Here is a 20,949-nt window from a genome sequence, read left to right on the forward strand (position 1 = left end):
CCGACCGCGCCCGCCCGACCGCGCCCGCCCGACCGCGCCCGCCGGCTGCGGACTGGCGGGGCGGCGGCGGGTCTGCTGCGCTGAAGGGAGACGTGACGCGGGAGGTGGGCGGAGTGCAGGGTGGTCAGGACCAGGCCGGCGCGGCGGGAGCGGGCTCCTTCGACGGCGAGGACGTGGCCGGCCGCATCGCCGTGCGGCGGGAGCGGCTGGGCATGTCCCGCGAGGAGCTCGCCGTCCGGGCCGGGATGTCGACGGCCTACCTGCGGCAGGTCGAGGACCTGGGCCCCGGGTTCGACGCCGCGGCTCTGCGGCGGGTCGCCCACGTACTGGGAACGACGTACGAGGAGCTGGCCGCGGGCCCCCGCGAGGCGCCGCCGGGACGCGGCGGCCCCGCGACCCGGCCGGTGCTGCAGCGCCTGAGCGAGGGCGAGTGCTGGGAACGGCTGGGCACGCACGGCATCGGCCGCGTGGCCCACACGGCGGGCCGGGGCGACGAGGCTCCCGTCCTGCTGCCCGTCAACTTCCTCGTGGACGGGAACACGGTCGTCTACCGGACGGATCCGGCCGGCGCGGCGGCGGTCGGTCCCGGCACCAAGCTCGCCTTCGAGGCCGACTTCGTCGACGAGCAGCACCGTGTCGGCTGGAGCGTCCTGGTGACGGGCACCGCCGAGTCGATCGGCGACAGCGCCGTCTCGGGCGCCCTCGGCCGACGGCCCGGCGGCGAACCCTGGGCCGGGGGGACGCGCGACCTGTGGATCCGCGTCGTGCCGGGCGAGGTGAGCGGCCGGGCCATCCGGTCGCTGCCCCCGGCCGGGGAGCAGGGGCCGGGGCACCCGGGGTAGTGGCACACGGCGCGAGGGCGCCGGAATCCGCCCGGTGACCGGCGGCGCGTGGCGGGCCTGCCGGCGGGAAGGCGGCAGGTGCGTGAGGATGTCGAGGTTCCGATGCCGATGCCGTATGCCGAGACGGGAGAACGACGTGCCTTTGGTGGGCGAGTACCAGCCGAGCCCCGAGCAGTGGGTCCGTGACCAGGTCGAGCTGTACGAGGGTTCCGGGGGGACCGACGGGACCACGCTGCGCGGCAGGCCCGTGATCGTCCTGACGACGCTGGGCGCCAGGTCCGGCAGGATCCGCAAGACGCCGCTGATGCGCGTGGAGCACGACGGCCGCTACGCGGTGGTCGCGTCCAAGGGCGGCGCCCCCAGGCACCCGGTCTGGTACCACAACCTGGTCGCCGACCCCCGGGTGGAACTGCAGGACGGTCCCGTGCGCCAGGACATGACGGCCCGTGAGGTCACGGGGGAGGAGCGGACGCGGTGGTGGGACCGCGCGGTGGAGGCGTGGCCCGACTACGCCGAGTACCAGAAGAACACCGACCGTGAGATCCCGGTCTTCGTGCTGGAGCCGGCGGCCGCGCCCCACTGACCGGCCCACCGCGACGGCCGCCGCCCCAGGGGCGGCGGCCGTCCGTCGTCGCCCGCGATCCGTCCCGCTCGCCACGCCGTGGCCGTGCGCAGCCCGCCGCCCCCGCGGGTGACGCCGCCGAGGCGGCCTTTCGTAAGCTCTCCCGGTGCCGGTACGCCGGTGACCTGCGCGCAGCACCGCCGGGCGAGCCCGCCGGCGTCCCGCCCGGCGCGGGCCCGGAGCTCCGGAGCTTCCGCGGACGTGATGTGGACCACATCCGCGGGAATTCCCGCCCCGGCGTGTAAGAAACGGGCCGCCGCGCTCACTCCATGGTGAGAGTGCGAGATGAGGGGACGGCGCGTGACACATGCCCAACGCTTCCGGGACGTCTACGAGGAGTGCTACCCGCGGGTCCTTGCCTACGCCACCGGCCTGGTCGGTCGGCAGGTAGGGGAGGACATCGCCAGCGAGACGTTCACCGTCGCCTGGCGGCGGGTTCGGGACGTCCCGGACCCGGCCCTGCCGTGGCTGCTGGGTGTGGCCCGCAACCTGGTGCGCGAACTGCGCCGCAGGGACGCGCACCAGTACCTCCTCGCCGCCGAGGAGGCGCGGCGCATCAGCAGCGGCGCCGGCGCCGCCGCCGGTGACGTCGCGGCCGAGGTCGCGGGCCGGCACGACGCGCTGCAGGCCCTCGCGGGTCTGCCGGAGGCCGACCGGGAGCTGCTCACGCTGATCGCGTGGCACGGGCTGAGCGCCAAGGAGGCCGCACAGGTCCTGGACTGCAGCACCGCGACGCTCACCGTCCGGCTGTACCGGGCCCGCCGCCGGCTCGAGAAGGCCCTGGGGGCGACCCCCGCGACGGAACACCCGCCCGCACCTTCCGCGACGGAGCGCCCGCCCCCCGGGACGGAGCCCGCGCCCGCACCTCCCGCAGACGCCCCGTACCCCACCCACCGCGAAGGAGCACCCGCGTGAAGAAGACCCCCGAGCCGTCCGGGCGGCCAGACGTCCTGAAGGTGCTCGCCGACGCACGACCCGAGGAACTGGACCCGTCCCGGCTGGTGGACCCCGTGCGGCAGCGCCAGGACCTGGCACGCATCGTCGCCGGGGCGACGGACGGCCCCGCGGCACGCTTCCTCGCCCCCCGCCGCAGAAGCGTGTTCCGCCCGGTGGGAGCCGTGGCGATCGCGGCCGCGGCGGCGTCCGTCGTGGTCGTGAGCACCCTCGACGGGCAGCAGCCCGCCGGCCGGCCGGCGGCACAGCCGCCGTCCGCCGCCGTGACGAGCGCACCGGAGGACGGCGCGGACCTCCGCGTCGACGGCCACATCCAGCTGCTCAGCGCGGCCCGGCAGGCAGAGGTCTCGGCCGCCGAGGGAACGTACTGGCAGACCACCACCCGCTCGCAGAACGTGGACGTCGGCGGCGAGGAGGGGCACCTCTTCGCCGTGCGCAGCTCCTCCACCGAGGAGTGGTCGGTGGGCGTGCGCCCGGGCACCGGGAGCCTGATGGTCTCCGGTCTGGACGCCGTGACCGCGCCCCTGACCGCGCAGGACGAAGCCCGCTGGCGCGCCGCGGGCTCCCCGGGCACCGTGTCGGCCGAGATCGGCAAGGCGACCGGAACCGGCAAGATCGCCTACACGATGGGCACCCGGCCCCCGATGGTCATGCGGACCAACGTCGACGACAAGATCTACGCCGTCGGCCCCCGCAACGTCACCTACAAGGACCTGCGCGCACTGCCCGCCACCAGCGCGGAGCTGCGCCGCTACCTGGAGCGGCTGTACGCGCAGGACAACGGCGCCGACACCGGCGGCTCCGGCCGCACCTCCTGGATGCTGCGCCAGGCGGGCAACCTCGCCACCATGCCCGTGAAGCCCGGTGTCCGGGCTGCCGCGTACCGGGTGATGGCGGAACTGCCCGGGGTCAAGGTCACCGGGGGAGTCGCCGACCCCCTCGGCCGTGAAGGCGTGGCCGTCGACTTCCCCGTCACCTACCGCGGACCGCTGGGGACCACACGGCAGCGGCTGATCGTCGACCCGGCCACCGGCGCCATGCTCAGCGACGAACTCGTGCTGGTCACGCCGTCCGCCCGGGCCGCGGAGGCCGGACTCGCCGCCGGCACGACGGTGAACTACAACGCGACCACCCGGATGAGCTGGGGCGAGCACCAGATCACCGTGCCGAAGAACGCCCGCAAGTGACCCCGGGGCCGCGCGACGCGGCCCGGACGGCACACGCACGACGGTGACTCGCCCCGCGAGCCCCGCCCCACGGCCCCGGGGATCCGCCGCTGACGCGACGTCGCGGATCCCCGGGCGACGCGGCTGGCGTACCCGGCCGCGGGCCCGGCGCCGCTCTCTGCGGTCACCGGCCTCGACGACCCTGCCCACGGGCTTGTACGACCCTGCCCGCGGGCCGCACCGCCCCCGGCCCCGATCATCCCCGGCGGCCGGGCAACCCGATCCGGCGTCCGCCCGGTTGAACGGGTGTGAGACCACCCCTGCGGCCCCGGGCCGCTCCCATGGCACGGGCCGCCACGCGAAACGTGCCGCACCGCCCACGGTCACCACCCGGTCCTACGGATCCGTGAGCCCCGCCACGGGTCTGCCCCCCGAACTCCCTTCCTCCCGAGAAAGCCCGCGCCCATGCGCCTCCACAGGCCCTACATATCCGCGGCCGCCGCCGTGGTCGTCTCCTCACTGGGGATCGCCGCCTACCAGCACCTGCCCGAGAAGAACCCCGCCCCGGCCCCCGAGACGGCGGCGGTCGTCCAGGACGCCGAGCCGCCGGCGTCCGGGCAGCCTGCCGACGCGCCCGCCGCGCCGCGGACGTCGGCCCCGCCGAAGCCGCAGTACCCCGAGCTGCTGCCGGGGCTCGGCCCCAAGACCCTCGCGCGGATCCCGGCCGCCACCCGGCAGGTCGTCCTGGTCACGGGAGCCGGCAAGAAGTCCGCGAAGTCGAAGGTCGTGTTCTACGAGCGCGTCGACGGCGGCTGGCGTCCCGGAGCGGTGTGGGACGCGCACAACGGCTACAAGGGCTGGACCGACGAGCACTACGGGGGCGATCTGCACAGCCCCATCGGGGTGTTCGGTCTCACCGACGCGGGGGGACTCCTGGCCGACCCCGGCACCAAGCTGACCTACCACCGCTCCAACGGGTTCTCCACCGACGCCAGAGGCATCCTGGGTGAGTCGCTCGCCGGTTCCTTCGACTACGTCATCGCCATCAACTACAACCGGCAGCCCGGTACGTCGCCGATGAACGGCGCCGCGCCGATGGGCGCGAACCGCGGTATAGGCATCTGGCTCCACGTCGACCACGGCGGCCCCACGCACGCCTGCGTCAGCATCGCCAAGGCGCACATGAAGCAGTTGCTGCGGGTGCTGGACCCCGCCGACCACCCCGTCGTCGTCATGGGCGACGCGGCCTCCCTCGCCCGATGACACCTCCGCGGCCAACAGGAGCCAGCGTGCCGTCCCTTCCCCGCCTCACCGTGATCGCCCTCGCCGTCGTCGGGGCCTCGGTGCTCACCGCCTGCGCGGGCCAGGAGCCCGCCACCACTCCCGACGCGCACGGCACGGCGTCCGCCAAGGCCGCCTCGTCCGAACCCCGGGCCGCGGCGGCCGCCTTCCGGCTCAGCACGGGCGCCGACGACGGCGACCGGCACGCCTCCGTCCGCGGCGCGGGCGACGTCGAGGTCTCCGGCGGCACGATCTCGTCCGTCACCCTCACCACCGCTGCCGGCCGGCCGGTGCGCGGGACCGTGGCCGGCGACCACCACCGCTGGTCTCCGGACGCCGCCCTGGCCTACGGCACGTCGTACCGCCTCGTCGTCCACGCCTCGGACGAAGCGGGCGGCAAGCAGACCCACAGCCTGTCCTTCACCACCCTCGCGAAGGACGACCGCCTCGTCGGCACCTTCACCCCCGAGGACGGCTCGACCGTCGGCGTCGGCATGCCCGTCTCGCTGACCTTCGACAAGCCGGTCACCGACAAGGAGGCCGTGGAACGCGGCATACGCGTCACCAGCGACAGCGGCCAGGAGGTCGTCGGCCACTGGTTCGGCGACCAGCGCCTGGACCTGCGCCCCGAGACGTACTGGAAGGCGCACAGCCACGTCACGCTGAGCCTGCGCCTGGACGGCGTGAAGGGCGCCGCGAACGCCTACGGCACCCAGGACAAGACCGTCCGCTTCACCGTCGGCCGCCGCCAGGTCTCCACCGTCGACGCCGGCACGCACAGGATGCGGGTCGAACGCGACGGCGCCACCATCCGCACGATCCCGATCACCTCCGGCGCACCGGGAAGCACTACCTACAACGGGCAGATGGTGATCTCGCAGAAGCTCATCGCCACCCGCATGGACGGCGCCACGGTCGGCTACGCCGGGGAGTACGACATCCCCGACGTCCCGCACGCCATGCGGCTGTCCACCTCCGGCACCTTCATCCACGGCAACTACTGGGCACCGGACTCCGTCTTCGGGCACTCCAACGTGAGCCACGGCTGCGTGGGGCTCAACGACGTCCGCGGCGGCGGCGACCCCGGGCAGAACGCGGCGTGGTTCTACACCAACTCCCTCATCGGCGACGTGGTCGTCGTCAAGCACTCCCACGACCACACGATCGCCCCCGACAACGGGCTCAACGGCTGGAACATGTCGTGGGAACAGTGGAAGGCGGGATCCGCACTGTCGTAGCCGTGCGCCGGGCGGCGGGGGCGGCCCGGCGGGCGCCCCCGCCGATGGCCCGCCGCGTGCGGCACGCGTTATATTGAATGGTCGTTTCAGTATTCGGAGGTGGGCCATGGCCAGGGGGCGACCCCGCCAGTTCGAGGTCGACGACGTGCTGCAGGCGGCGCTGAACGTCTTCTGGGCCAAGGGCTACGAGGGCACGACCATGGCCGACCTCACCGAGGCGACCGGTCTGAAGCCCGGCAGCGTCTACGCCGCGTTCGGCTCGAAGGCGGGACTGTTCAAGCAGGTCGTCGACCGGTACGTCGACACCGTCTTCTCGTACGGCCCGAGCGGCCTCAAGGCCGATACCGCCCGGGAGGTCGTCCGCAACTGGCTCACCGGAGCCGCGCGGAGCGCCACCGGTGCGAACACCCCGGCCGGATGCCTGCTGGTGCAGGGGGCGCTGGCCACCGGCGACGATTCCCGCGAGGTGGCGGAAGACCTCTGCTCGCGCCGCAAGGCCGCGCAGATCATGCTGGCCGAGCGGCTCGACGTGGCCCAGGCCGGCGGGGAGATCCCGTCGGACGTCGACACCCGCGTCGCCGCCAGGTACGTGGTCACCCTCGCGGAGGGCATCACGGTCGAGGCGGCGTCCGGAGCCGACCGCGAAACCCTGATGGGCCTCGTCGACCTCGCCATGCGCCGCCTGCCCTGGGAGGCGTGAGCCGCAGGGCCACTTGCACGTCCACCGCACCCCTCGACCCGGCTCCGGGTCGAGGGGTGCGGTCCGTGCGCGCCCGCACGGCTCTCCGCCCGAGGTTTGACAGGCCCGTCCACGGTGTCTATATATTGAGCAAGCACTCAATAAATGGTTCCGGGCCACCCGCGCGACCAGCCGCGACAGCGGCCGGAAAGCGCACGTGCCCGGCGCGTCGGTGCTCACTCGCCGGCGCCGGCTTCCCACCGGCGAAGCAGCCGGCCCCACCAACCCCTGCAGCTGGCCGCCGCACGGCCAGGGACTGGAACACCCATGACCGACAGAGCACTCACCGGCAAGGTCGCACTCATCACGGGCGGATCCCGCGGGATCGGCGCCGCCACCGCCGTCCGGCTCGCCCGCGAGGGCGCGGACGTCGCCATCAGCTACCAGTCGTCCGCCGCGAAGGCCCAGGACGTGGTGAAGGCGATCGAGGCGCACGGCGTGCGCGCCGCCGCCTTCGCCGCGGATCAGGCCGACCCCCAACAGGCCGCCCGCCTCGTCGACTCGGTGGTCGGCGCCTTGGGGCGTCTCGACATCCTCGTCAACAACGCCGGTGTGTTCGTGACCGGCCAGGTCGACGCCCAGGACGCGGACGTGCCCGCGTTCGACCGCCAGTTCGCCGTCAACGTCCAGGGCGTCGCCGCCACCACGCGCGCCGCGGTACGGGTGATGGGCGAAGGCGGCCGGATCGTCTCGATGAGTTCCACGGCCTCCGGCAGCTCGCCGTTCCCCGGACTCGGCGACTACGGTGCGACGAAGGCCGCCGTGGACGCGTACACCCGCGGCTGGTCCAGGGACCTCGGCCCGCGCGGCATCACCGTCAACGCCGTACAGATCAGCTCCGTCGGCACCGACATGAACCCCGACACCGGCGCGTTCGCCGACGTCCAGCGCTCCATGAACGCCCTGGGCCGATTCGGACGGCCCGAAGAGGTCGCGGGAGCGATCGCCTTCCTCGTCGGCCCCGACGCCACCTTCGTCACGGGTGCGACGCTGCTCGTCGACGGCGGCTTCGCGGCGTGAACCCGGCGCCGGACGACGGCTTACGGCCGGGCGTACGCACGCACCCGGCGGGGGCCGGCCACGACGCAGCGAACCACGGAGCCGGTCCTCGCCGGCCCGGCCCCCCACCACACCGGCCCGCGCTGTTCCGAGCGCCGGGCCGGGACCGACCGGCAGAACGGGAATTCCCATGCGTATCGGCTTCATCGGCGCGGGCGCCATCGCCCAGGCCGCCGCCACCGCCTTCCTCCGCGGCGGCCACGAGGTCGTCTTCAGCAACACCAGGGGCCCGGCGTCCCTTGCGCCGCTCGTCGCGCACTTCGGCCCCCGGTCCTCGGCCGGCACCGTGGCCGAGGCCGCCCGGCACGACGTGGTGGTGCTCTCCGTGCCCTGGCGTTCCGTCCCTGATGCGGTCGCGGGGCTCGGGCCGTGGGACGACCGGATCGTCATCGACACGAACAACCCCTTGCAGGCCCCGGACTTCGTCCCGGCGAACCTGAACGGCAGGACGTCCAGCGAGGTCGTCCAGGACCTCCTCCCGGGCGCCAGGGTGGTGAAGACGCTCAACACCTGGTCACCCGGGCTCCTTGCCGCCGACCCGCACCGCGAGGGCGGCAGGCGCGTCCAGTTCGTCTCCGGCGACGCACCGGAGGCCCGGGCGGTCGTGAGCCGGCTGCTGGAGTCCGCCGGGTTCGCGGTGATCGACCTCGGTGGCGTCTCCACCGGCGGCGCGCTCCAGCAGTTCCCGGGCGGGCCGCTCCCCGCGCTCGACCTCGTACGGTTCTAGCGCCGCACGGCACCACGTACCCCGCAAGGGGCGGGGCTGTCCGGGTCGGACCTTCGCCGGAACCGGCTCGGGGCGTCGGAGGAGGATTCGCGTACGGTGCTGTCGAATCAGCGCCGCCCGTCCGACGTAGAGGCGTACCGAGCGGACACACGACCAAGGAGACCCCTCGTGGCGCAATACGCGATCCTCATCTTCGACGACCCCGCGGCCGGCGACTACACCCCCGAGCAGCAGGCGGCGAGCAAGCGGCACGCCGACGACCTCGTCGACTCCGGTGCCATGATCACGGCGTACGCCCTGCAGTCCGCCGACACCGCCACCTCGCTGCGCGGCGACGTCGTCACCGACGGCCCCTTCATCGACTCCAAGGAAGTCGTCGCCGGCTTCCTTGTGATCGAGGCTCCCGACCTCGACGCCGCCCTGGAACTGGCGCGCCGCAACCCGGCGGTCCGGTGGGGTCGCGGCGGTGTCGAGGTGCGGCCCGTCGCCGGCGGCATCGCGCCCGTCGCCCGATGACGCCTGCGACGACCGCAGGACGAACGGTCGCCGACGCGCACCGGAGCGAGTGGGCCCTCGTGCTCGCCGCGACGGTGCGCGTCGCCCGCGACCTGGACCTGGCCGAGGAATGCGTGCAGGAGGCGTACGCCGCGGCGCTGTCGGTCTGGGAACGCGACGGGATCCCGGGCAATCCCGCGGCCTGGCTCACCACGGCGGCCAAGCGGCGGGCGATGGACGCGATCCGCCGCGAGCGGACGTTCCGCTCGAAGCTGCCCCTGCTGGTCGAACCCGAAGAGGCCGTCGACGAACTCGCCCTGGACGAGCTCGGCCGACCCGATGGGAGCGACACCCCGGACCTGGAGGACGCCGTACCCGACGAACGGCTGCGCCTCATCTTCACCTGCTGCCATCCCGCCCTCGCCCAGGAGGCGCAACTCGCGCTCACGCTCCGGTTGGTGTGCGGTCTGCCGACACCGGACGTCGCCCGGGCACTGCTGGTGTCGGAACGGACGATGGCCGCGCGGATCACCCGGGCGAAGAAGAAGATCTCCGTCGCCCGCATTCCCTACCGGGTGCCACGGCCGGCGGAGTTGCCCGACCGGCTCACGGCCGTGCTCGGCGTGCTCCACCTGCTGTTCACCAGCGGACACACGGCCCCCTCGGGCCCGACGCTCATGCGCACCGACCTGGCCGATCACGCGCTGCACCTGGCCCGCACCCTGCGGAACCTCATGCCCGACGAGCCCGAGGTCCGCGGGCTGCTGGCACTGCTCCTGGTCACCGACGCCCGACGCGCCACCCGGACCGGCGCCGACGGCCGGCTGTTGCGCCTCGCCGAGCAGGACCGCTCGCTGTGGGACCGTACCGCGCTGGCCGAGGCACACGAGCTGATCGTGACCGGGCTGCGCGGTGGCCGCGCGGGACGCTACCTCGTGCAGGCGGCGATCGCCTCGCTGTACGCCGAAGCCCCGGCGTACGAGGAGACGGACTGGCCGCAGATCGTCGCGCTCTACGACAGGCTGCTGTCGCTCTGGCCCTCACCGGTCGTCGCACTGAACCGGACCGTGCCGGTGTCGATGGCCCACGGACCGGCGGTGGCGCTGGCCCAGGTCGAGGCGCTGGAGCAGGAGGGCCGGCTCGCGCGCTACCCGTACATGCCCGCCGTGAAGGCGGACCTGCTGCGGCGCCTGGGCCGTTCGGGCGAAGCGGCGGCCGCGTACCGGCAGGCCCTGGAACTGACCGGCAACGAGGCCGAGCGCATGTTCCTCACCGCGCGCCTCGCCGAACTGGAGAGCGGTCCCGCGTGAGATGACGGGGGACCGGCCGCGGATCCGGGCCCGGCCAGGAACCGCACCGATATGGGCGACGTCCCTCGCACCGTGACTTCTGACGAGCAGCAAGGGCACGAGAGCCACCCCGGGCGCACCGGCGTGACCGTCGACCCGCCCAAGGTCAACGACTACACCAGCTTCGCCGAGGCGTACTCCGGCGAGAACGAGACCAACCTCATCAACGCCCACTACGAGCGCCCCGCGATGCTGGCCCTCGCCGGGGACGTCACCGGGCGGCGGATCCTCGACGCCGGATGCGGCGCCGGGCCCCTGTCCGCGGCGCTGCGCGACCGGGGCGCCGTCGTGAGCGGCTTCGACGTGAGCGAGGGGATGTTGGAGCTGGCACGGCGCCGGCTCGGTGCGGGGGCGGACCTCCGGCTGGCCGACCTCGGGAGCCCGCTCCCGTACGCCGACGACACGTTCGACGACGTCGTCGCGTCCCTGGTGCTGCACTACCTGGAGGACTGGGGGCCCGCCCTGGCCGAGTTGCGGCGCGTGCTCAAGCCCGGCGGCCGGCTGATCGCGTCCGTCGACCATCCCTTCGTCATCGCCACCATGCACCGCGAGGCCGGCCGGGGGGACGAGCACCACTACCTCGACACGACCAACTGGACCGACGAGTGGACCTTCGGGGACCGGACCGCCCTGATGAGCCTCTGGCACCGGCCGCTCCACGCGATGACCGACGCCTTCACCGCGGCGGGCTTCCGCATCGCGGCCATCAGCGAGCCGGACCCCGACCTCGCCGCCCGCGAACTCTTCCCCGAAGCCCTCGCGGCCAAGCCGCGGTTCCTGTGCTTCCTGTTCTTCGTCCTGCAAGCGGAGTAGTCGTTGCGCGGGCGGCGGTGACGGAAACCGGGATGACACCGTGATCCGGTGTGCCTAGGGTCGGGCCGTGACCCTTGACCTCGCGCGTCTCACCCGCCGTCCGATCGCCCCGGCGGACGCCGCCGCCCTGGCCGAACTCCTCAACGCGATCGAGGCGGTCGACACCTTCGGTGAGTACTACTCCGAGGAGGACGCCGCCGACCAGATCAACGCCCCGCTGCTGGACCTCGGCCGTGGCACGGTCGGCGTCTTCGACGGCGACGCCATGGTCGGTTACTCCTCCGCCGCGCACAGGCCGCTCGCGGAAGGGGTGCACCGGGTGATGGTCAGCGGAGGCGTGCACCCGGACCGCCGGCGCCGCGGGCTCGGCGCGGAGCTGCTGTCCGCGGGGATCGCGAGCGCGAAGTCGCTGCACGCGATCCACCACCCCGGCCTGCCACTCGCCGTCGACGTCCAGAACAACGCGCGCAACGACGGCGCGCTCGCCTGCTACCGGGCCGCCGGCATGACGCCCGTGCGCTGGTACGCGCACCTGCGGCATCCGCTCGGCGCCGCCGTCGTCGACGTGTCGACGCCGGAAGGCCTCGTCTTCGAGGGCCATTCCGCCGACAACGACGCCGAGTTCCTCGCCATCAGGAACGAGGCCTTCCTCGACCGCTGGGGCGGGTCCGCGGCGTCGGAGGAGCAGTGGCGCGCGTCGCTCGGCTGGCCGGCCTTCCGTCCCGGCCTCAGCTTCCTGCTGCGCGACGCGGACAGCGGCACCGCTGCCGGCATGCTGCTGACCTTCTCGTGGGACGCGGACACCGAGGCGACCGGCGTCCGCGACGCCCACGTCATGACCCTCGCGACCCGCCGTGCGTACCGCAAGCGGGGCGTCGCGAGTGCACTCATCCACCACGCGCTGCGCTCCGCACAGGCGGACGGTTTCGACCGGGCGAGCATCGAAGTGGACTCCGACAGCCCGACCGGCGGAAACAGTCTGTACGAACGGGCCGGATTCACCGCCGCCCGCACCGAGGTCCGCTACGGCCTCAACGCGTGAACGGTAGGCGGTCAACTCGACGGTAGGAGTGCTCCGTCGCCCTGCGAGGTTGGCAAACGGCGGAGGCGAGCGAGACTGCGGGCGAGTCCGAGTCGGCGCGCCCGGTCAGCGCGCTGCTCGTAGCGGATGCGGCCGCGCTTGCCTTGATGGAGACCTCCAACCCTGCGACGAGCCAGGGCGGCTGGGCATCCGCCCGACCGCCGGTCAGCGCCGCCCCCGGCGCCGCAATGGCATTGACCGCACCTGGACCGCCCTTCGGCTGATCCGTGCTGCCCGTCCGGACGGCGGGTCGATCGACGTCGCTGGCCAACGCTTGTCAGCGGCGGCTTGAGGTCATCGCCTCAACCACACGAACTGCTCGTCTGGTTCGTCCCGCCGCTCCAGCACGCCCGCGGCGACCAGCTGAAGAAGCACCTCATGGAGAGCGTTCCCCAACGGGTTGTCCGTCCAGAACACCCACTTGGCCTGCGTGAACGTCACAGACTCCGCAAAGATCCCCAACGAGCGGCCCACCACGAAGGCAGCACCGTCCCCATCGGTCCATTCAGCCAGGCCCTCGGACAGTTCCACAAGTCGATCTTGCCATCCAGGCGCAGGGCGTGGGGCTGCTCCGTGGCGCCGTTGTTTTCCGGGCCTATGGCCCGAGTTCAACGGCACACGACCTGAACCGACCTCCCCGCGGCGGTTCGTGGGGGTCGAGGCGGAGAACGAAGTGCCCGAAAACCGTTCGGCGTCCCCCTGCCGGGCGGGACGACCGCCCCCGGTCCGCCAGGATTCGTCGACCTGTCAGGAAACTGCCACCAGCCCTTCCCCCGGGCCCTTTCTGATGGCTGCGGCCAGTACTCGTGCGTCATGCACGCAAGACGACAGGACATCAGATGACGAGACAGATCGGTCGGGTCCGCGCGGCAGCCGTGTCCGCGGCGGCGGTGATGACGACGACGATGATGATGCTCGGCGCGGGGGCCGGCCAGGCCGACGCCGTCGGGCGGGTGCGGGTGGCGGACGGCGTGACGGTCGCGCCCGGCATCACCTACCAGTCCTTCTCGGTGACCGCGTCGCACGGCACGGTCACCGGCCACGTGGTCACCGCCGACCTGCGCGACCGGCACGTCTCGGTGGGCCTGCTCTCACCGGGGAAGGTCGCGGCCCGCGCCAAGCTCTCGCAGCTCGTCGCGGCACAGGGCGCGGTGGCCGGCGTCAACGCCGACTTCTTCAACATCGACGAGACGCAGCACCCCGGCGTCCAGGCGACCGGTTCCGCGGTCGGGCCGGCGGTCTCGGACGGCGTGGCCCTGAAGGCGGCCGTGCCGAACGGCCAGCGCTTCGGCCCCGGTCTGCCGACCGGCACGTCGACCCGCGACGTCATCGGCGTGGGCTACGACCACAAGGCGCGGCTGGACGAGCTCACCCTCGACGGCACGGTCCGGGCCCGCAAGGGCAAGCGGTTCGACCTCGAGGGGCTGAACCAGTACGCCGTCGCGGAGGGTGGCATCGGGGCCTTCGACTCCCGGTGGGGCGAAGTGTCGCGGCAGCGCGCCGTGTGCGGCACCGACACCCTGCGCGCGGGCGCGTGCACCACGGACGCCTACGAGGTGACCGTGCGGGACGGCCGAGTGGTCTCGGGCTCCGACACCATCGGCGCCGGCGCCATCGAACCCGGCACGGTGGTCCTGGTCGGCCGTGAGGCCGGGGCCGCGGAGCTGCGTACGCTCCAGGTGGGCGAACGCGTCCGTGTCTCGGAGAAGTTGAGGAGCGCGAGCGGCAAGCGCCTGGAGTTCGCCGTCGGCGGCTACCCCGTCCTGCGTGACGGCGCGCCCCTGCCGGGCCTGGACGCCAAGGCCGTGGCGACCAGGACCGGGGCCGCGATCGGCGACGGCGGCCGGCTGCTGCACCTGCTCGTGCTGGACGGAAGCGCCGAGGCGGGCGCCGGCCTGACGGTCGCCGAACTTGCGGGCGTCTTCCAGGCCGTGGGCGCCGAGGACGGGGTCAACCTGGACGGCGGCGGCTCCTCCACCCTGGTGACCCGCGACGCCGTGTCCGGTGCGCCGGTCGTCCGGAACCACCCCACCGGCGGCGCCGAGCGCCCGGTCCCCGAAGGCATCGGGCTCTTCTCCCGCGCCTGACCCGGCCGCACCCGGGCGGCGGCCCCGCCGCCCGGGTGCGCGGGCCCGGCGGCGGCCCGGGAAAGGCATCCCCAATTCATGCCGCGCCGAATACGGGGAATTCGCCACTGGGTATCGGGATATGCGGCACGGGCGCCAAGCGGATTCGGCTGAAACCCGCCGGGATATGAGGCAACTTATCGAGGTGTGACCTGCGCCACACGGCGCGGAAGTGCTGGGACGGGTAAAGAAACGGTGCGCGGACTGCCTTTTCCCGTCAGGGGTTTGATTCACGCGCACGGTGATGATTAAGGTCATTCACCGAACCTCCGCCCGGTCGATCATCCATTCCGGATGGCTGCGGGGGTTCCGCCGATCCGAGATGCCGTGCGGGTGACGGGAACGCAGTTCCCGGCGCGCGGCAGGCGGCTGGAGGAAGAAGGAGCTCGCGCCAGTGGCGTCCCACCGTCGTCCGAAGCAGGCCGGCCGCACACGTGTCACCGTGCTCACCGCGACCGCCGCCGCAGCCGTCGCCCTGTCCGCGCAGGCGGCCCAGGCCGCTCCCGCCAAGCCGTCCGTCAAGAGCGTCAAGGCCAAGGTGGACGGCCTCTACGACCAGGCCGAGCAGGCGACCGAGAAGTTCAACGGCGCCAAGGAGAAGCAGGAGAGGCTCCAGAAGCAGGTGGAGGACGTCCAGGACGAGGTGGCCCGCCGGCAGGCCGAGCTGAACGACCTCCGGGACGACCTGGGCACCCTGGCCAGCGCCCAGTACCGCAGCGGCGGCATCGACCCGTCGCTCCAGCTCTTCCTCTCCTCCGACCCGGACACCTACCTCGACAAGGCGTCCGCCCTCGACCAGCTGAGCACCAAGCAGGCCGAGGCGCTCCGCCAGATCGCGGAGAAGAAGCGCACCCTCGACCAGCAGAAGGCGGAGGCCGCGAGCAAGCTCAACGAGCTCGACGAGACCCGCACCGAACTGGGCAGGAAGAAGAAGGAAGTCCAGGCGAAGCTGGCCGAGGCGCGGCAGCTCCTCAACTCGCTGACCGCCGCCCAGCGTGCCTCCCTGGCCGCCGCCGACGGTCGCGCCGACCGCTCCAACGAGCGCGTGGACCTCGGCAACGACACGCCCGCCTCCTCGCTGGCCGCCGCCGCCCTCGCCGCGGCGAAGACCAAAATCGGCTCGCCGTACGTCTTCGGCGCGTCCGGTCCGGGCTCCTTCGACTGCTCCGGTCTCACCTCCTGGGCCTACGCCCAGGCCGGAACCTACATACCGCGGCCCTCCCAGGGGCAGGCCAACGCCGGTACGCGGCTGTCGATGAGCCAGCTGATGCCCGGCGACCTCGTGCTCTTCTACGGCGACCTGCACCACGTCGGCCTCTACGCGGGCAACGGCATGGTCCTGCACGCGCCGCGCACCGGCACGTTCGTGCGGTACGAGTCCATCAACAACATGCCGTTCCAGTTCGGCGTCCGCATCTGACCTGCGGACCGGACCGCAACAGGCCCGTCCGAGCCGGGTGCTGACGTCCCGTCAAAGGATCCGCCCGGCCGAGCGGGGCGCGCCGGGTGGTCGTTCCCGCTCGGTGCCGGCCGCCACGCCACGACATCCCCCGCACGCACGCCCCCCGATCCACGGCGCCGTCGGCCCCCGACGCACCGGTGAAGGCCGAGGTGGGGGTCGTCCCCGCGGGCCGGCGCCGTCGGGTTACCCTGTCCCTCGTACCGGACACGGGGTGCCCCACCGGGGCTGAGATCACACCCGTCGAACCTGAACCAGTTCGTACTGGCGGAGGGATGTCTCCATGCCATTGGCGCATGTTCCCGGCGGTCTGCCCGCAGACGGCCGGCACACCGTCTTCGACGGCCGCATGCCGGCCGCCGCGGGCGATCTCCGGATCGAAGCACACGGCATACAGCCGGTTCCCGAGAGCAACCGCTACGGAGGGCCGGGGCGCCTGTTCACCGTGTGGTTCGCCCCCAACCTGACCATGACCGGCGTGTTCACCGGCACCATCGGCATCGCCCTGGGCCTGGACTTCGCCACCGCGCTCGCGGCCGTGGTGCTCGGCACCGTGATCGGCGCCGTGCCCACCGCCTACCTGGGCACCTGGGGGAGCCGGACCGGCGCCGGGCAGCTCCCGCTGGCCCGGCTCGCCTTCGGCCGGGCCGTCGCGGTGCCCGGCGTCCTGCAGTGGCTGTCGTCGGTCGCCTGGGACGCGCTCATCGGGCTCTTCGGCGGTGACGCGCTGGCCCGGCTGTGCGGTCTGCCCTTCTGGGTCGGGGTCCTGGTGATGATGGTCGCGCAGGGTGCCCTCGGGGTCCTGGGCTACGAGGCCATCCACCGGCTGCAGATCGTCATGACCTTCGTGCTCGCCGCGGCCTTCGCGCTGATCGCCTGGAAGCTGCTCGACGGCGTCGACCCCGCCGCCACCGGCTCGGCCCACGGCGCCGACCGGGGCGGCGCGTTCGTCCTGACCAGCACCATCGCGTTGAGCCTGACCCTGTCCTGGGCCCCGTACGCCAGCGACTTCAGCCGCTACCTGCCGCGGAACACCTCCCGCTCGCGCATGTTCTGGTTCACCCTGGCGGGCCTGGTGGTGTCCTTCGTGGCCGTCCAGGCGCTCGGACTGTGGGGCGCGTCCGTCCTGACCGACCAGACCGCCGCAGGCGTGGCCGAGCTGCTGGGCGGCGGGCCGCTCGGGGCGTTCGGACTGCTCGCCGTCGCCCTGGCCGCGCTGTGCAGCAACGCCATGAACGACTACAGCGGATCCCTGGCCCTGCAGACGGTCGGTGTGCGCGTGCCGCGCCCGGCGGCGGCCGCCTTCGCCGCCGTGCTGGGCTTCCCCCTGGTGCTGTGGATGCACGCCGCCGACACCACCGCCCGCTTCCAGAACGTGCTGCTGTTCGTCGGCTACTGGATCCCCGGCTTCGTGGCCATCGTCGTCGTCGACTGGTTCGCCCGGGCCCGGGCACGCGGGGGCGCCGAGATCGACCTCGCCGCCGAGACCGGCCGGCCGCAGCCCGGCTGGCCCGCCGGGGTCGCTTTCGTGGCCGCCTTCGCCGCCGCCGTTCCGTTCATGGACACCACCCTGTACGTCGGCCCGGTGGCGGAGGCCCTGCACGGCGCCGACCTCTCGTACTACGTGGCGTTCCTCGTGGCCCTCGCGGTGTACACCCCGCTGCGTCTGCGCCATCGCCCGCGGCCCTGAGCCGCCGCGCCCGCGCCCCGGTCCGTCCGCGCCCCGGTCCGTGCCCCGGCCGTACGGCACCGGCCGCGGGCGACCGCACACACCGTCCGTCACCCGAGGAGCGAACCCGCATGTCCCCGACCCCCGCCGACCACGCCGCCTTCGCCGCGCAGGCGCTCTCGCGCGTGCGGGACCACTCCCCGCTGGTGCAGTGCCTGACCAACTCGGTGGTGACGGGGTTCACCGCCAACGTCCTGCTGGCGCTGGGCGCGGCACCGGCCATGGTCGACATCCCGGGGGAGGCCGGACCGTTCGCCGGGGTCGCCTCGGGGGTCCTGGTCAACCTCGGCACCCCGCACGCCGAGCAGCGCTCCGCCATGGTCGAGGCCGCGCGGGCCGCCACCGCGGCCGGTACTCCCTGGGTGCTCGACCCCGTGGCGGTCGGCGCGCTCCCGGTGCGCACCGCGCTGGCGCGCGAGCTCCTGGAACTGCGGCCGGCGGTCGTACGGGGCAACGCCTCCGAGATCATCGCGCTGGCGGGAGCGGGCGGCGGCGGACGCGGGGTGGACTCCTCCGACGGTGTCGAGGCGGCCGGGGAAGCGGCACGGGACCTGGCCGGCGCGACCGGCGGCGTGGTGGCCGTCTCCGGACCCGTGGACCTCGTCACCGACGGGACGCGGGTGGCGCGTGTCGCCAACGGTGACGCGCTGCTCACCCGGGTGACGGGCGGGGGCTGCGCGCTGGGTGCCGTGATGGCCGCCTACGCGGCGGTGGACGACGACCGGTTCGCCTCGACGGTGGCGGCCGTCGCCGCGTACACGGTCGCCGCGGAACTCGCCGCGAATAAGGCCGCGGGGCCCGGCAGTTTCGCCGTGGAGTTCCTGGACGCGCTCGCCGCGTTGCGGGAGTCCGACGTCGCCGGGCGGGCGGCGGTGTCGTGACGGTGACACCGGTCGACCTGTCGGTCTACCTGGTCACGGACGCGGCCCAGTGCCGGGCCCGGGGCCGCGGTGTGGCCGAGACCGTCGCTCGGGCGGTGGCGGGCGGCGTCACCGCGGTGCAGATCCGCGACAAGCACGCCGACGGCGGTGACTTCCTGCGCACGGTCATGGAGGTGGCGGCGGTCCTCCCGCGGCGCGTGGCGCTGATCGTCAACGACCGCGTGGACGTGTTCCTGGCCGCCCGCGCCCGGGGCGTCCATGTGACGGGCGTCCACGTGGGACAGTCGGACCTGCCCCCGGCCGACGTACGCGAACTGATCGGCCCGGACGCCGTTCTGGGCCTGAGCGCCGCGACCCCCGCCGAACTGCTCGCCGCCGCGCGGGACCCGGCGGGCGTCCACCACGTCGGCATCGGCGCGCTGCACGCCACCCGGACCAAGGCGGACGCGCCGCCCTCCCTCGGCCACGACGGCTTCGCCCGCCTCGCCCGGCTCAGCGCGCTGCCGGCCGTGGCCATCGGCGGCGTGGAGCCCGCCGACCTGCCGCGCCTGCGCGAGGCCGGGGCGGCGGGGGCAGCCGTCGTGTCCGGCATCTGCGCGGCCGACGACCCCGGTGCCGCGGCCCGTGAGTACGCCGCCGCGTGGCACCGCACGCAGCCCCGGAGCCGTGCGACCGACCCCGCCTGACGACCCGGCGGAAGCGCGGGTGCCCGGGCGCCGTTCCACGCCGTCGGGAAGCCCTCAGCGTCCGGCCTCCGCCGGGCGCGAGGGGCGTGGCAGCGGCCGGCGCGGCAGGGCGCCCCGATCACGCCGAGGCGCCGGCCGATGGCCGCGGGACCGCGCGTACCTTCGGCTTCGAGAACCCCCCGCTCCGCCGGTCCCCGGCTGACGCGGTAGAGGAGTTCGACCTCGTCGACGACGGACTCCGTATCGACCGCACGCTCGCGCGGCCAGCGCCCCGATCCCGGGGGCCCACCGCGAGGAGGGCGCCACCGCAGCGTCCCGATGTGCGGACGCGTGTCGCCGAGCCGGTCCACATCCGCATGAGCGCACCGGGCCCGGAAGGACCCGGAGGAACGTGGTGCCCGCGGCCACGGGCATGTCCGTGTGACGGTGACTCCCGCTCCGACAGGGCCTGTTGGGCACTGATTCACCTCACTGCCGCCTGCCGGACACATCGGGACATCGGTGCGGGACGCGATCAAGGAACCGGATATATTCGCGCAACCCTTCGCCCGACCCTCCAGCGAGGAGCGCTGTTCCGTGGACTCGCCGCACTTGACGATCCCGCCGTCTCCGTCCCCCGCCCCGCCCTCCGCGCTGGCGCGGCCGCCGCTGAACCGGCTCGCCGTTGCGGCGCTGGTGTCCGGGCTGCTGCTGGGTCTACCGCTGCTCGGCGTCGCCCTGGGTGCGTTGGCGCTGAGCCGGATCGAGAAGCGTGGGGAGCGCGGCAGGGGCATGGCCACGACGGGGCTGGTGCTGTCGTCGCTGAGCACGCTGGTCATCGCCGTCACCCTGGCTCTGGGCACCTACCGGATCCCCGAGGGCCTGGGCGAGGAGGCCGCCGAGGCGGCGCACTACGACGACGACTACTTCTCCCTCCGCAAGGGCGACTGCATCGACACCGCCGACGACCGGCTGGCCTACGAGTTCCTGGAGTTCTCCTTCGTGCCGTGTGCGGGCGAGCACACGGCCGAGGTGTACGGGGTCTTCGAGATCGACGACCGCTACGCCTTCCCCGGCGACGACGCGATCGGCGAGCAGGCCGACAGCCGGTGCTGGGACCTGGGCAACGCCTACGCCATGGACTCCTGGGCGCTGCCGACGGAGCTCTCGATGACCTACTACACGCCCGACCGGGACACCTGGGCGGACGGCGACCGCCAGGTGACGTGCCTCTTCTACAGGGACCCCGCAGGTCCCCTCGAGGGATCGGTCCGCAGGGACGAGACCGTGCTCGACGAGCACCAGGTGGCCTACCTGAAGGCCGCCAACGTCATCAACGACGTCAGATCCAGCCTCGAACCGGATGCCGAGTACGTCAAGGACGACTTCGCGGGCTACCGGGCCTGGGCGCACGAGGTCGCACTCGCCCTCGACGAGCAGGCGCGCATCCTGCGCGGCCACGAATGGCCCGCCGCTGCGGAGCGGCACGTCGCGGCCCTCCAGAGGGAGATCGAGGCCGCCCGGCCGCACTGGGCGAAGGCCGCCGACGCGGGGGACGTGGGAACGTTCTACGACCACTACGAGGCTGCCCTGCACCGGCCCGGCCACGAGCAGGCGATCAAGGTGCGTGAAGCGCTGAACCTGAACACCTCGGACGACATGCCGGAGTCGGTCGTCTGAGCCCGTGGACCGGGGTGCGTTGCGCCGGCCGTGCGACCGGCCT

General features: G+C 73.5%; 20 protein-coding genes and 1 riboswitch. Of the genes, 19 read left to right on the plus strand and 1 reads right to left on the minus strand.

Annotated elements, in window-relative coordinates:
• Positions 1–113 precede the first annotated feature (113 nt).
• The 13 genes from ACZ7MY_RS32070 (at position 114) to ACZ7MY_RS32130 (ending at position 12,327) form a co-directional block, all read left to right on the plus strand.
• A complete protein-coding gene (locus ACZ7MY_RS32070; RefSeq protein WP_499606797.1) occupies positions 114–842 on the plus strand; it encodes a helix-turn-helix domain-containing protein in 729 nt (242 codons plus the stop codon).
• Positions 843–978: 136 nt separating this feature from the next.
• On the plus strand, positions 979–1,425 hold the full coding sequence (locus ACZ7MY_RS32075) for a nitroreductase family deazaflavin-dependent oxidoreductase (protein WP_499606798.1): 447 nt from the start codon (positions 979–981) through the stop codon (positions 1,423–1,425).
• A gap of 339 nt (positions 1,426–1,764) precedes the next feature.
• Positions 1,765–2,379: an RNA polymerase sigma factor gene (locus tag ACZ7MY_RS32080; protein WP_499606799.1), complete on the plus strand. Its 615-nt coding sequence runs from the start codon at positions 1,765–1,767 to the stop codon at positions 2,377–2,379.
• The gene (locus ACZ7MY_RS32085) at positions 2,376–3,605 is read left to right on the plus strand and encodes a CU044_5270 family protein (RefSeq protein WP_499606800.1); all 1,230 of its coding nucleotides are present in this window, start codon (positions 2,376–2,378) and stop codon (positions 3,603–3,605) included. Before ACZ7MY_RS32080 ends, ACZ7MY_RS32085 begins: the two co-directional genes overlap by 4 nt.
• 444 nt (positions 3,606–4,049) lie before the next feature.
• Entirely contained in the window at positions 4,050–4,847 is a 798-nt protein-coding gene (locus ACZ7MY_RS32090) for a hypothetical protein (protein ID WP_499606801.1), read from the plus strand.
• A gap of 26 nt (positions 4,848–4,873) precedes the next feature.
• Positions 4,874–6,103: a L,D-transpeptidase gene (locus ACZ7MY_RS32095; RefSeq protein WP_499606802.1), complete on the plus strand. Its 1,230-nt coding sequence runs from the start codon at positions 4,874–4,876 to the stop codon at positions 6,101–6,103.
• Between the two features lie 106 nt (positions 6,104–6,209).
• Entirely contained in the window at positions 6,210–6,803 is a 594-nt protein-coding gene (locus tag ACZ7MY_RS32100; protein WP_499606803.1) for a TetR/AcrR family transcriptional regulator, read from the plus strand.
• A gap of 306 nt (positions 6,804–7,109) precedes the next feature.
• The gene (locus tag ACZ7MY_RS32105; RefSeq protein ID WP_499606804.1) at positions 7,110–7,862 is read left to right on the plus strand and encodes an SDR family NAD(P)-dependent oxidoreductase; all 753 of its coding nucleotides are present in this window, start codon (positions 7,110–7,112) and stop codon (positions 7,860–7,862) included.
• 169 nt (positions 7,863–8,031) lie between these two features.
• Entirely contained in the window at positions 8,032–8,628 is a 597-nt protein-coding gene (locus ACZ7MY_RS32110) for an NADPH-dependent F420 reductase (protein WP_499606805.1), read from the plus strand.
• 168 nt (positions 8,629–8,796) lie between these two features.
• Positions 8,797–9,144 carry a YciI family protein gene (locus ACZ7MY_RS32115; protein WP_499606806.1) on the plus strand — a complete coding sequence of 116 codons (348 nt, stop codon included), beginning with the start codon at positions 8,797–8,799 and terminating at the stop codon, positions 9,142–9,144.
• A complete protein-coding gene (locus ACZ7MY_RS32120) occupies positions 9,141–10,433 on the plus strand; it encodes an RNA polymerase sigma factor (RefSeq protein ID WP_499606807.1) in 1,293 nt (430 codons plus the stop codon). Before ACZ7MY_RS32115 ends, ACZ7MY_RS32120 begins: the two co-directional genes overlap by 4 nt.
• Positions 10,434–10,505: 72 nt before the next feature.
• Complete coding sequence (locus tag ACZ7MY_RS32125; RefSeq protein ID WP_499606808.1) at positions 10,506–11,285, plus strand: class I SAM-dependent methyltransferase; 780 nt, start codon at positions 10,506–10,508, stop codon at positions 11,283–11,285.
• Between the two features lie 67 nt (positions 11,286–11,352).
• On the plus strand, positions 11,353–12,327 hold the full coding sequence (locus tag ACZ7MY_RS32130; RefSeq protein ID WP_499606809.1) for a GNAT family N-acetyltransferase: 975 nt from the start codon (positions 11,353–11,355) through the stop codon (positions 12,325–12,327).
• A 333-nt stretch (positions 12,328–12,660) separates the two neighbouring features.
• Here the strand turns inward: ACZ7MY_RS32130 and ACZ7MY_RS32135 are convergent, their stop codons facing one another.
• Positions 12,661–12,897 (minus strand): hypothetical protein, encoded by a 237-nt coding sequence (locus tag ACZ7MY_RS32135; protein WP_499606810.1) that lies wholly within the window; start codon positions 12,895–12,897, stop codon positions 12,661–12,663.
• A 308-nt stretch (positions 12,898–13,205) separates the two neighbouring features.
• Here ACZ7MY_RS32135 and ACZ7MY_RS32140 point away from each other — a divergent pair, with 308 nt between their 5' ends.
• The 6 genes from ACZ7MY_RS32140 (at position 13,206) to ACZ7MY_RS32165 (ending at position 20,906) form a co-directional block, all read left to right on the plus strand.
• Positions 13,206–14,453 carry a phosphodiester glycosidase family protein gene (locus tag ACZ7MY_RS32140; protein ID WP_499606811.1) on the plus strand — a complete coding sequence of 416 codons (1,248 nt, stop codon included), beginning with the start codon at positions 13,206–13,208 and terminating at the stop codon, positions 14,451–14,453.
• Positions 14,454–14,886: 433 nt separating this feature from the next.
• Positions 14,887–15,912 (plus strand): C40 family peptidase, encoded by a 1,026-nt coding sequence (locus tag ACZ7MY_RS32145; protein WP_499606812.1) that lies wholly within the window; start codon positions 14,887–14,889, stop codon positions 15,910–15,912.
• 239 nt (positions 15,913–16,151) lie between these two features.
• Positions 16,152–16,244: riboswitch (TPP riboswitch) on the plus strand.
• Positions 16,235–17,641, plus strand: coding sequence for a purine-cytosine permease family protein (locus tag ACZ7MY_RS32150; RefSeq protein ID WP_499606813.1), 1,407 nt, complete (start codon positions 16,235–16,237; stop codon positions 17,639–17,641). (Overlaps the previous riboswitch by 10 nt.)
• Before the next feature lie 110 nt (positions 17,642–17,751).
• Positions 17,752–18,561, plus strand: a complete 810-nt coding sequence (gene thiM, locus ACZ7MY_RS32155) for a hydroxyethylthiazole kinase (protein ID WP_499606814.1) — start codon at positions 17,752–17,754, stop codon at positions 18,559–18,561.
• Positions 18,558–19,247 (plus strand): thiamine phosphate synthase, encoded by a 690-nt coding sequence (gene thiE, locus ACZ7MY_RS32160; protein ID WP_499606815.1) that lies wholly within the window; start codon positions 18,558–18,560, stop codon positions 19,245–19,247. The genes thiM and thiE overlap by 4 nt, the downstream gene beginning before the upstream one ends.
• A gap of 576 nt (positions 19,248–19,823) precedes the next feature.
• On the plus strand, positions 19,824–20,906 hold the full coding sequence (locus ACZ7MY_RS32165) for a DUF4190 domain-containing protein (protein WP_499606816.1): 1,083 nt from the start codon (positions 19,824–19,826) through the stop codon (positions 20,904–20,906).
• Positions 20,907–20,949 lie beyond the last annotated feature (43 nt).

It is taken from the genome of Streptomyces sp. NPDC111520 (assembly GCF_055635295.1).